The sequence below is a fragment of the Micromonospora sp. SL1-18 genome, assembly GCF_047921505.1.
GTDB lineage: Bacteria > Actinomycetota > Actinomycetes > Mycobacteriales > Micromonosporaceae > Micromonospora.
On record NZ_JBLROA010000026.1, the window covers coordinates 71,959 to 84,283 of the forward strand.

At 69.3% G+C, this 12,325-nt stretch carries 6 protein-coding genes; 2 read left to right on the forward strand and 4 right to left on the reverse strand.

Annotated elements, in window-relative coordinates; translation table 11 throughout:
- Window positions 1-109 precede the first annotated feature (109 nt).
- Window positions 110-4,450, forward strand: a complete 4,341-nt coding sequence (locus ACNAW0_RS15060; protein ID WP_416288470.1) for an ExeM/NucH family extracellular endonuclease — start codon at window positions 110-112, stop codon at window positions 4,448-4,450.
- 125 nt (window positions 4,451-4,575) lie between these two features.
- On the opposite strand, the gene ACNAW0_RS15065 is transcribed toward ACNAW0_RS15060, so the two are convergent.
- The 3 genes from ACNAW0_RS15065 to ACNAW0_RS15075 all read right to left on the reverse strand — a co-directional run bounded on the left by ACNAW0_RS15065 (window position 4,576) and on the right by ACNAW0_RS15075 (window position 7,156).
- Window positions 4,576-4,896: an STAS domain-containing protein gene (locus ACNAW0_RS15065; protein ID WP_416288471.1), complete on the reverse strand. Its 321-nt coding sequence runs from the start codon at window positions 4,894-4,896 to the stop codon at window positions 4,576-4,578.
- Entirely contained in the window at window positions 4,889-5,893 is a 1,005-nt protein-coding gene (locus tag ACNAW0_RS15070) for a hypothetical protein (protein WP_416288472.1), read from the reverse strand. The genes ACNAW0_RS15065 and ACNAW0_RS15070 overlap by 8 nt, the downstream gene beginning before the upstream one ends.
- Window positions 5,894-6,217: 324 nt before the next feature.
- Window positions 6,218-7,156 carry a hypothetical protein gene (locus tag ACNAW0_RS15075; protein WP_416288473.1) on the reverse strand — a complete coding sequence of 313 codons (939 nt, stop codon included), beginning with the start codon at window positions 7,154-7,156 and terminating at the stop codon, window positions 6,218-6,220.
- A gap of 361 nt (window positions 7,157-7,517) precedes the next feature.
- Here ACNAW0_RS15075 and ACNAW0_RS15080 point away from each other — a divergent pair, with 361 nt between their 5' ends.
- Entirely contained in the window at window positions 7,518-8,309 is a 792-nt protein-coding gene (locus tag ACNAW0_RS15080; protein ID WP_416288474.1) for an NAD(P)/FAD-dependent oxidoreductase, read from the forward strand.
- Here the strand turns inward: ACNAW0_RS15080 and ACNAW0_RS15085 are convergent.
- Entirely contained in the window at window positions 8,296-11,883 is a 3,588-nt protein-coding gene (locus tag ACNAW0_RS15085; RefSeq protein ID WP_416288475.1) for a hypothetical protein, read from the reverse strand. The two genes, ACNAW0_RS15080 and ACNAW0_RS15085, sit on opposite strands and share 14 nt — an antisense overlap.
- Window positions 11,884-12,325 lie beyond the last annotated feature (442 nt).

Below are 12,325 nucleotides of genomic sequence, written 5' to 3' on the forward strand. Positions count from 1 at the left end.
TCTGGCGGCTCCTGCAAAGACACCGATTGCGTTTAGGTTCCACCAGTCCATCCCCCCTCTCGGAGGCACAGCTTTGAAGCTCCGACCCATGCGCAGACACCCTGGCAGGGTGTTGGGCGCACTCGTCACAAGCGGTGCGCTCGCCCTGAGCAGCAGCGCCGCCTTCGCCGCCGAGCCGGTGGCGACCCCATTCATCAGCGAGATCCACTACGACAATGCCGGCACCGACGTCGGCGAGGCGATCGAGATCGAGGCGCCGGTCGGCTTCGACCTGGCCGGCTGGCAGATCGTCCTCTACAACGGAGCGAACGGTGCCGCGTACAACACCCGGACGCTGAGCGGCACGGTGCCGGCGGCCGGTGTGGTGGTCGCCGACTACCCGGTCAACGGCATCCAGAACGGCGACCCCGACGGCGTCGCGCTGGTCTCCCCGACCAGCTCGGTGGCGGAGTTCCTCACCTACGGCGGGACCTTCACCGCGATCGGCGGCCCGGCCAACGGGATGACCGGCACCGACATCGGGGTCAGGGAGACCACCACCACCCCGGTCGGCCAGTCGCTCCAGAAGATCAACGGCACCTGGAACCCCCCGGCGCCGAACACCTTCGGCGTCCGTAACGTCGGCGGCAACCCCGACCCGGGTCCCGACCCGGACCCGGGCATCGGCTGCACCGTCACCGTCGACCACACCATCGCCGAGGTCCAGGGCACCGGCAGCGCGACGCCGCTGGCGGGCACCCGGGTCACCATCGAGGGCGTGGTGACCGCCGACCACCGCACCGGTGGCTACAACGGCGTCTACGTGCAGACCGCCGGCAGCGGTGGCGACCGCCCGGTGGCCGCCGGCACCGCCTCCGACGGCATCTTCGTCTACGTCGGCACGAACACCGCGAACCACCCGTCGGTCGCGATCGGCGACCGGGTGCGGGTCAGCGGCATCCCGAGCGAGTACAGCGGCCTCACCCAGCTGAACATCGCCGCCAAGAGCGACGTGGAGATCTGCGCGCACGGCGCGGCCCTGCCCGCCCCGGTCGCGCTCAGCCTGCCGCTGTCCGACGACGCCCGCGAGTCGGTCGAGTCGATGCTGGTGGCGCCGGTCGGCCAGTACACCGTCTCCGAGGTGTACAACACCAACCGGTACGGCGAGGTCGTCCTCGCCGCCGGTGACCGTCCGGCCCCGAACTCGACGGACCTCGCCCGCCCGGGCACGGACGCCGCCAAGCAGGTGATCGCCGACACCAAGCTTCGTCGGATCCTGCTCGACGACGGCAAGACCACCAACCTGGCGACCGCCGGGCTGCTGCCGCCGTACATCTCCAAGGCGAACCCCGTGCGGGTCGGCGACTCGGTCGAGGCCTTCGGGCCGTCCGTGCTGTCGTACGGCTTCAACGAGTGGCGCCTGCAGCCGACCACCCCGGTCAGCGCAGACACCCCGGCCGTCGACCGGACCAGCTTCAAGGCCACCAACCCCCGTACGCCCGGGCCGGCGAACGTCGGCGGGGACGTGCGGGTGGCCAGCTTCAACGTCCTCAACTACTTCGTGCACTTCGGCGGCGACGCCCGCGGTGCGAAGGACGAGGCCGGCCTGGCCAAGCAGGAGGCGAAGATCGTTGCCGCGATCAGCGCCCTGGGCGCCGACGTGGTGGGTCTCGAGGAGATCGAGAACTCGGTCCGGTTCGACCCCAATGACTCGCAGCAGGCGCTGAAGCGACTGGTCAACGCGCTCAACGCGAAGGACGGCGCCGGGACCTGGGACTACGTCCGCAGCCCGGCCGAGCTGCCCGGCCCCACCGAGCAGGACTTCATCACCACGGCGATCATCTTCAAGCCGGCCAAGGTCCAGCCCAAGGGCCCGGGCCGGTCGGTCAACGACGAGACCGTCTGGTTCAACGCCCGCGAGCCGATCGCGCAGACCTTCACCGCGGGGAAGACCTCCTTTATCGTGGTCGTCAACCACCTCAAGTCCAAGAGCGGCACCGGGACCGGCGACAACGCCGACGCCGGTGACGGTCAGGGCAGCTGGAACGGCGACCGGGTGCGGCAGGCCAAGGCGCTGACCACGTTCGTCGACCAGGTCAAGGCCGACGCCGGCACCGACGAGGTGCTGCTGCTGGGTGACTTCAACGCGTACACCCAGGAGGACCCGATGCAGGTCCTCTACGGCAAGCAGTTCAAGGACCTGAACAACACCGGCAAGGCCACCTACGTCTACGGTGGCGAGTCCGGCTCCCTCGACCACGCCCTCGCCTCGCCGTCGCTGGCGTCGCGGATCACCGGGGTCGACGTCTGGCAGATCAACGCGGTCGAGTCGTTCGCCTTCCAGTACGACGGTCTGGCGGCGTTCTACGAGCCGACCCCGTACCGGGCCAGCGACCACAACCCGGTCGTGGTGGGCATCAGCACCAGCGCGAAGCCGGTCAACCTCCAGCTGCTGGGCATCAACGACTTCCACGGCCGGCTGGAGTCCCCGGCCACCGTGGGTGGTCAGCCCGCCGGCGGCGCCGCTCAGCTCGCCGGCCTGGTCGGTCAGCTGCGTGCGCAGAACCCGAACACCGCGTTCATCTCCGCGGGTGACAACATCGGCGCGTCCACCTTCATCTCGGCGATCGACGGGGACACCCCGACGATCGACGCGCTGAACAAGACCGGCCTGGTCGCCTCGGCGGTGGGCAACCACGAGTTCGACAAGGGCATCGCCGACCTCACCGGCCGGGTGTCCGGCCGCGCGGACTTCCCGTACCTGGGCGCCAACGTCTACCGGGGTGACACCCGGGCGCTGCCGGCGTACTCGGTCAGCACCATCGGTGGGGTCCGGGTCGGCTTCGTCGGGGTGGTGACCGAGCAGACCTCGTCGCTGGTCAGCCCGGACGGCATCGCCGGCCTGACCTTCCGCGACCCGGTGGCCGAGGCCAACCTGGTGGCCGGCCAGCTCAAGGACGGCAAGCCGGACAACGGCGAGGCCGACGTGGTGGTGCTGCTCGCGCACGAGGGTGCCGCGACGGAGAACATCACCTCCGCCGAGGCGCTGGCCAACGACCCGGTCTTCGGCAAGTTCACCCGGGTCAACGCCACCATCGACGCCATCTTCAGCGGCCACACCCACCAGCCGTACGCCTTCAAGCTCCCGGTCCCCGGATCGGACAAGCTGCGTCCGGTGGTGCAGGCCGAGGACTACGGCATGCGGCTGGGCAAGGTCAACCTGACCTTCGACCCGAACACGAAGTCGGTGACCACCTCGGACGCGCAGCTGGTCGACGTGGTCGGCGCGCCGCAGGACCAGGCCGTGGCCGACATCGTGGCCGCCGCCAAGGTCAAGGCGGCTGAGCTGGGCAAGCAGAAGCTCGGCTCCATCACCGCCGACGCCAAGCGGGCCTACACCAACGGCAACGAGGACCGGGGCAAGGAGTCGACGCTGGGCAACCTCATCGCCGACGTGCAGCTCGCCGGCACCAAGGACGCCGGCCGGGGCGGGGCGCAGATCGCGTTCATGAACCCGGGCGGCCTGCGGGCCGACCTGCTGTACAGGACCGACGGCACGGTGACCTACGCCGACGCCTTCGCCGTCCAGCCGTTCTCCAACGACGTCGTCACCAAGAGCTACACCGGTACCCAGATCAAGAAGGTGCTGGAGGAGCAGTGGCAGCCGGACGGCGCGTCCCGCCCGGTGCTGTGGCTGGGTGTGTCGAAGGGTTTCAACTACACCTACAACCCGGACGCGCCGAAGGGCTCGCGGATCACCTCGATCAAGCTCAACGGCACGCCGCTCGACCCGTCGGGCACGTACCGGGTCACGGTGAACTCGTTCCTCGCCGCCGGTGGTGACAACTTCGGCACCCTCGGCGAGGGCAAGAACCCGGCGACCACCGGCGACAACGACCTCACCATGCTGGTGAGCTACTTCGCCGCGAACTCGCCGGTCACCGCGGACACCCAGCCGCGGTCGACGATCGGCCAGGCCGGGCCGCAGTGCACCGAGACGATCACCGGCAAGTACAGCAAGGCGCTGGTGGTCACCGCGGGCCTGACCTGCCTGGAGAACGCCACGATCTCCGGCTCCGTCACGGTCAACCCGGGTGCCTCGCTGGTGGTCACCGGCGGCACCATCAGCGGACCGGTGTACGCCACCCGCCCGGTGCTGTTCGACCTCTCGGGGGCCACGGTGGGCGGCTCGGTGAAGGTGTCCGGCGCGACCGGCGAGTTGAGCATCAGCAAGGGCAAGGTGAGCGGCTCGGTGTCGGTCACCGGCAGCACCGGTGGGGTACGGATCGACACGGTCACCATCAGCGGTCCGGTCACCATCAACGACAACACCAGCAGCCAGCCGGTCGTTGTCGCCGCGAACACCATCAGCGGGCAGCTGGGCTGCTCGGGCAACAACCCGGCCCCGGTGAACGAGAGCCGGCCGAACACCGTGAAGGGCTCGGCCTCGGGCCAGTGCGCGAAGCTGTAGTCCGGATGTGATTCCCGGTCCGCGGCCGGAGCCGAACAGGCTCTGGCCGCGGACCCCTTTTGTGGCCCGCCGTCGCCGTGGCGATCGGTCCGTCAGCGGACGACCACCCAGAGCCTTCGAGTTCGCTATCGATCTTCGGTGAGTGTGTCGTACACGCCGGCCACGCGGAGTTGCCGTGTTACGAAGGCGCTGAGTTCCCGCAGGACCAGCGAGGTGCCCAGCCGCTGCGCGGCCCGCCGGGCGGTGAGAAGGGCCGCCACGCCTGCCGAATCCAAAAACGTCACGTGCAGCATGTCCACCACCAGGTGGGGCGGGCGTCGTCGTCTGACCTCGTTCACCAGCGTGGCCAGCAGTTCCTGGGACGTGAGGATGTCGATGTCGCCCCGCACGTGGAGCACCGTCGTGCCGTCCGCCGCAAGGGACGTACTGATCGCAAAGCTATCCACAACGTCCTCTCTCAGCTTGGTCGGTCAGGACGATGCACTCGTCGTCGGCAGCGAGCAGGGCGCTCGCCGTGCCAAGCCGGCCGACCGTGCGGTAGGCGGCGGCGAGATCCCGCCACCTGAGCGGATCAACGGTGAGCACCGCCGCAGCCGGATGGTTGACCAACAGGTCAAGCCGGTTGCTGTCAACGGCTGACGCGGACGCCTCGGCCAGGCACATCACGGGTAGCCCGAAGAGGCAGCCCTCCTCGGCAACCGCGGCGATCACCTCGCCCACAACGGTCGACCCCCTGGTGAACGCCACGATCGCGGACGTGTCGAGGATGACGCGGATCGGGAGATCGTTGACCGGACAGCTGCGGCCAGGCCGGTCCGGCCGCGCCCGGATTGCTGGGCTCGGGTTGGGACGCCGGCGCTCTGCGCTGCGCCACATCGGGTAGGCGGTGGTGCCGTCCGGGAGGTGGAATGGCTCGTGGGGGACATAGCCGTGCCTTGCGTACAGGTCACGCTCGGCGATCGTTGTCGCCTCCGTGTACGTGGGCAGGAGAGCCTGGCCCATTCTGGCGTTGCTGTTGGCGAGGAGAGTGGTGGCACGGCTGAGGCGACGGGGGCTCGGTGCGACCGCGAAGAACGCCAGGTGGTTGTGGGGGCCAGCGGGCCGGTGAGCGCTCAGGACCTCGTCGAGGCGGAGGAAGCGGTCCAGATGGTCGCCACAGGCGACGGCGAGCCGCTCGCCGTACGCGGTGGGCGGTGGGATGGGACCGTACCGGTGCAGCCACACGGCGGCGGCGGAGTGATCCTGCAGGAGGTATGCCTCGCCGAACAGGAGAGCGTGCTCGGTCCAGACGCGGATGACGGCGCTGAGCACGTCACGTCGACGGCGTTCGTCGGGTACCAGCCAGGCGCCGACGGTGCTGCCGGCGAAGGGGTCGACGACAAGATCGACAATGTCGGGGATGTCGCGCCACCGGGCGCGGCAGACGGGCAGGGTGTTGCTCACGGATTCTCCTGTTGCGTTGGCGGAGGACCTCCTCGTCCTGCTCAGTACAGGTGACGAGGCCTGGAACCCGATATCGAGCTGCTCCGCAAACCGTGGCCGACGCGCGGGAAGCTGCCGGTGGGCGCTAACCGGGTCAGGCGTTTGCCGTGCAGGCGAATACCGGGCCTCGGGCGGCAGCGATGATGACGGTCCGGCCGGCGATATGACTGGTCGTCCTCGCCGCGACCATCGAACTCAAGAGGACGGCAGCGAGCACGCCCGGGTGCCGTTGGGCATCCACACCATTCATGGCAGCCCGTTTAGGTGGGAGTTCGCCGGACTGGCTCAGGCGGGTCTCGTGTCCGGTTGGCGCGAGCGGTTCACGAGCTCGCCGCACCTGTTGCCGCGGCAGCCGAGAAACTGAAGGCTCGGGGCCCATGCGCGTAGCGCGGCGTCAGCGGGGATGCCTGTCCCGCCGGCGGCGGAGCCGCTGCCGTCTGCGCCGGCCGGAGCCGCAGGCGTGACGCCAGAGGTGTCGCCGCCCGGTTTCCCCGGCCACCGTGGCTGCGTCGTCTCGGCAGCCTTCGACGGCTTGTTGTTACTGGCCGGCCCGGACGTCGGTGCCCACGATGAGGCCTGCGGCTGGATCGCGACCATTGATGGTACGGGGTGGGGGGCCGCGGCGGGCATGAGCGAGCCATCGGCCGGCTGCGGCGCGACGACGGCCGAGTGGCCGCGAGGAGTTACGGGCATGGCGGGTGGGCCGATGACCGGTTGGACCAGGTCGAGTACCGGGGCCAGGACGGGAGGCAGAACGTCGACGACCGGCTCGGCCACCGGCCGGACGACATCACCGACCGGTTCCAGCAGGCCTGTCCCGGCGATCCTTTTCACGACGGGCGATGCGAGGCCCGCGACAGGGCGCATCACCGGGGTGATCGCCTCGACGGCTGTCGCCGTCCCGCGAGATGCTGCGGCATCAACCGCGCCGCCTGTCAGCGCCCGCACTGCTGACCGCTCACCCGTGGGCACCTGTGCCGGCACCTCCGCGCCCGTCAGTTTGCCACTGCTTGCGGCCGTCACCGCACAGCCGGACACGTTCACTTTCGCCGAACCATCCGGAGCGTGAGTCGCATCGGCCAGAGAACTGCCGAGAGCCGTTTCGCCAGCCTCGAGCAGGTCGCCGAGAACGCAGGCCCGAGCAGGCGCGACGGCCTGAGCCGAGTCATCCGCCGCCGCTTCGTGCAGGCCCCATACGCCGAACGCGCCACCGACCAGGAGCACCCCGCGCAGCGTCCACCGAGCCAGTTGGCCTCGAAACCGCAACAATTGGAACCTCCGGAGGGAGCACCACTTCACACCCAGGTTTGATTGTGCCCGGCGTGACCGCCCGGGTACTCTCCGACACACCGGGCAGATCGACGGTGACCATCAGAGGAGCGGTAGGCGGCGAGGCTTCTAGCCCCGTCATGGTTCGGGGCGCCAGGCCCGTTGCCAGCTGCGACCGCGGCGACACCGGCCACCCCGAGGCGGAGCGGCCGCCGGGGAGGTGCCCCAAAAATTCCGGCCACGAAATGTGGTTTCTGCGGCACACTAGGCTACATAGATCTATGTCTGTGCGAGGTGTGCGGCAGGAGGAGGGACCATGGGCGTGGTCGGCGAACGCGCAGTTGTCATCGGCGGCTCGATCGGCGGACTGGCCGCCGCGGCGGCCCTGTCCAGGCGATTCGACCTGGTCACCGTCCTCGACCGCGACGAGCTACCGGAAACACCTCGCGAGCGCCGCGGCATCCCGCACGGCATGCATCCCCACGCACTGCTCATCGGCGGACGACTGGGACTCGAGGAGCTGTTCCCAGGCCTAACCGAGGAACTGGTCCAAGGGGGCGCCGTCCCCTTCGACCCGGGTGCCGACGCATTGTTCGTCCAGATGGGAGCGCCGCGCATCCGATTCGCTACCGGCATGCTGGGCATCAGCCTCAGCCGGGCCTACCTGGAGTCGGCCATTCGGGAACGGGTGCGCGCGCTGCCCAACGTCGAGCTGCGCGGCAGGGTGGCGGTGAGCGGCCTGACGGGGGTGCCCGGGCGGGTCACGGGTGTGGAAACCGGCGGTGGCGAGCCGATCGCCGCGGATCTCGTCGTCGATGCCACCGGCCACGGCGGCCAGTCGAACCGCTGGTTGAAGAGGCTGGCCTTGCCGGCGCCGGAGATCGCCACCGTGAAGGTCGGGGTCGGATACACCACGTTGCAGCCGGCTTGCGGACGGCTCGCCTACTCATCGCGGAGTAGCCCAGGGGATAGAGCAACGACCGCGACGATTCCTTCACCAACAGTTCTGCAAGGGACGGCGGTGGGTGGACTTCGCTGTCCACCCACCGCGCGCCTGGTCTCACCGGCCCCTGGGTGCGGTGCCGGACCTTTGCTTAGCGGCCGATGACGACGTTGTCGATGTGTACGCCGTCCCATCCATTGGGGCTGGAGCAGAGCGGGCCACCAGTACCGGAGCACAGTTCGTCGGACTGGAAGCGGAATCTCACCTGCACGGGGCCGCCCGGCGATGTGAAGGTGGTCGTCCGGGTTTGCCATCCGGGCCAACTATCGCTGCGGCCGGTGAGCGTGGTGATGGCGGTCCAGGCTTTCCCGTCGACCGACCAGTCGACGCTGACGCCGTCGTAGCCCGGTTCGGTGTCCAGCTTGAGTGCGAACTGCAGCACGGTGGTGCCGGCTTGGGTGCTGACCGAAGGCGAGATCAGCGACGTGTCCGCCAGGTCCAGGTAGGCGGCCCCACTGAGCGCGTAGGCGTTCCCGCTGGCATCGTCGGTGCCGTTCTTCTCGCCAGGCGCGCCGCGCCGCCAGGTGGCCGGCGTCGAGACGGTCCAGTTCTGCGTCCCAGATTCGAAGTCGTAGCTGGCGTACGGCTGGGTGATCGTTGGCTGGGGTTCCGGCGTGGGGCTCGGCGTGGTGGGGAGTTTGACCTTCTTGTCGAAGGCGTAGGTCCACACCCCCCGGCCGTAGGTCGCGATCACCGCCGTGTCGGGGTCGCCGGGCTTCAGTCCGATGTTGGTGATCGGCACGGTCGGCAGGTTGTTCAGGGGAGCGAATGCAGGACCGGTGGTGTTGGCAGCACGCAGGCCGGATGCGAACGCGCCGACGTCGGTGCCGACGAGGAGTTGCTGGCCGCGCAGCGCGACCCAGGTCGCAGGTGAGTCGGGCAGGTTGCCGGAGATGTCGGTGAAGGTCTGTCCGCTGTCGGTTGATCGGTAGAGGTGCCCGGTGCCGATGGTGGCGTTGGTGTCGCCCACTGCGCCCGGCGGCACCCACCGGCGGGTGTAGCCGCCGAGGGTGACGAAGACGTTCTTCGGGTTGCTGGGGTCGATCGCGATCGCGGTGATGTACCGGTTGGGCAGGCCGGCGGCGGCCACGACATGCCAGCCCTTTGCCGTGCCCTTGGCTGGCGACTCCGGTCCGCCGACATTCGTCGCCAGCCCGTTCTTGAACACCTCGCTGGTCGGGGCGAGCTTGTTCAAGGTGTCGCATTGCCCGCAGAACCCTACGTACGCGGCGTCCCGATGCACGGCGATCGCGCTCATGGAGTTGGCCGGGTCGGTGCTGCTGGCCGTCGCCGCCGGGTCACCCGGCCGGGTGCGCGTGCCCAGATCGAACACCTGGGCCCACTGGTTGCCGGTGCCGGCGTGGCCGCTGCCGGTTTCCGGGCCGCGGGTGGTCTCGACCACCTCGCGGCCGGCGGTGATCAGGTGGCGGCCGTCGGTGGGGTCCATGGCGAACGGATTGCTGAACTTCGGTGCGGTCAATGAGGGGTTGATGCTCTTCCAGGTGGTACCGCCGTCAGTCGTTACGCTGATCGCGCCGTTGGTGTACTCCTCGTACGCCACATTGGAGTTGTCGGGGTCGACGGCGGTGAAGAATCCGTCGCCGCCGTATGTCTCGTACTGCTTGCGGTTGATCGGGTCGATCCGCAGGTTGCCGTTGTCCTGCAGCCCTGCCCAGACAGTGCCGTCTTTGGCCATGGCGGCGTAGTACGGCAGGAGTGTTCCGAAGCCGTCGTTGTCGCCCGGGCCCCAGTGGGTGTTGTCCAACTCGCGGTCGGCGTCCTGGTCGAACCGGTACCGGTACACGCCGCCGTCGTTGCCGACCAGCAGCTGTACGCCGCCCGGCGTGCTCGGGTCCGCTACCCAGATCGCGGCGTGCTGGTCGGGGTGGGTTGTCTGGTTCTCGGGGTCCAGTGGCTCGCGGTCGCCGGGGCAGGCCGGCAGACCGAGTCGGAGCAGCAGGCAGCTTGCGCCGCCGAAGTACTTGCCGACCACCTTGAAGTGCACGGGGGTCAAGCCGTCGAGTGGTTGGAGACTGGTCTCCGGCGCCCAGATCTCCTCCAGGCCCATCAGCAGCCGGGTCGGCACGCCCGTCAGGCTGGTCCGGGTCGGGTCGGGTCGGACGTAGAGGTTGTACCAGCCCTGCACTCCGGGCTGGTAGCCGGTGGCGGTGCCCGTGCCGACCAGCGCGGAACCGCTGGCCGGGTCGGCGGCCAGGGTGGTGCCGGAGGCGAGCAGCTTCCAAGTGGAACCGAAGTCTGTTGATACGTACAGGCCGTTGAGCACGGTCGTGCCCAACGGCGAGGTGGCTCCGGTGTCCGAGATGTCGACGCCGATCACGCCGCCGTTGTTGAGCAGCTTGGCGTCCTGCACCATCGCGTAGATCACGTCGTGGTTCTGGGCGGCGCCGGTGGCCGCGCCGAGGGCCATTCGCCCGATGTTGTCCGGGGGCACGAAGCCGCTCGGGGACAACTTGGCGAACGAGCCGGGCGCGCCGGTGGCTGACCGGTACAGGCCGTTGTTGGGCGACTGCACGGACCCGTCGGCGTTCTTGCGGTTCCCGCCGCGCCAGCCGACCGCGGCGAGCACTGTCCCTGCTGTGGTCTTGGTGCCGACACCGCCGGGGGCGACCACGACCACGTCGGTGACCACGTTCGCCAGGGCGCACGTCGGCGCACCGTTGGCGGACACGTCGGTTACGCCGGCGCACTGCCCGGTGGGGAGCTTGGCGTTGGCGTAGGTCTTGCCGCCGTCGGTCGAGACGAAGAGTCCGAGTTGGGTGGCCGCGTACACCTTGCTGGGGTCGGCTGGATCGACTGCGACCCGGAAGCCGAGCGCGCCGTCCGGTACGCCGGAGGCGCGGCTCCAGGTGGTGCCGCCGTCGATCGAGTAGTAGGCGCCGATACCGGTGTAGGCCGCGGAGCCGAAGGTGGGCTCACCGGTCAAGGCCACCAGGGTGCCGCCGTTGGCTGAGGTCCAGGCGATGGCGCCGGTCACCGTGGTCGGCAGGTTGCCGCTGGCGTTGTGCCAGGTCTTGCCCCAGTCGGTAGACGACCAGATGCCGCCTGTGCCGACGGCGGCGAAGAGGCGTTTGCCGGCCGGGTCGTAGGCGAAGTCGTCCACTCGTCCGGCGTTGTGCACCAGGCCGAGCCCGTTGACCTGCGGGTAGCGCGGGTCGTTGACGATCAGGGGGCCAACGCCGTACGGAGCGCCGGTGCCGGAGGTGCCGTTGACCAAGCCGGGTTTCATGACGGCACGCTCGGCCACGGCGGCGCTGTAGGCGCCCTGGGCCCAGGCCCCGTAGGGTGCCATCCGGGGCATGGCCTGTGCGCCGGCCATCATCGCCAGCTCGTTGAGCGACTCCGGGCGCTTCACCCGCATGCAGTGCTCGCTCCACTCGCTGGCTGGTATCGAGGCCAGCGCGGGGAACTCACGCAGCATCTCCCGCTTGAATTCGTCGCTTTGCTCGTCGTCCTCGTCGTCGTCCCGCTCGCGGCTGGGGTCCTCACGGCTCATCTCGGCCCGTACCTCGTCGGCCAGGTCGGTGACGGGACGGAAACCGGGCGCGCAGCTCGCCTCGGACGCGGAGGGACTGATAGTAAGCGCGACGATACCGCCTGCGGTGACGGCGGCGACCGTGGCGGTGATCGCGATCGGTATTCGATAGCGTTTCAGGCTCATCGGATCCTCAGGGGGCTGTAGGCGGCTGCCGGTACGTGGGGTAATGCTCCGCCCCGCGGAGGTGCCATCGGGGTTGATCGATGATGCCTTTGCGGGGTCCCGTTGCTCGGGTATCGCCACCACGACGAGAAACGCAACAGCTCAGTCGCAGGTTGCCGCCCGGGCGCTGCAAGACGGGTATGTCGTCCGGATGGGGCCGGAGTCTGTAGCGAGCTACGCCCGTCCATGCCGGCACGCATGCTGGCCTGGGCCGTCTTGGTGCCGCATGAGCCCACCCGCCGCACGCTGCTGGCTGCGTGTTCCGCCCCCTCATCAGGGGTAGCCAGTGGACTGCGGTGCATGTTCGGGATCTTGTGCTGGTCGGGGCCGACAGGCCGGGTCGTCCGTTCGCGGGATGAGCCGGGTGGACTTTTGACCGATGGTGAGTAAGGTCAGCTAGCTG

Bases quoted from the DNA above. Each gene is read 5' to 3' on its own strand.
- ACNAW0_RS15080 (WP_416288474.1), top strand. From the start codon at position 7,518: ATGGGCGTGGTCGGCGAACGCGCAGTTGTCATCGGCGGCTCGATCGGC.
- ACNAW0_RS15085 (WP_416288475.1), bottom strand. From the start codon at position 11,883: ATGAGCCTGAAACGCTATCGAATACCGATCGCGATCACCGCCACGGTC.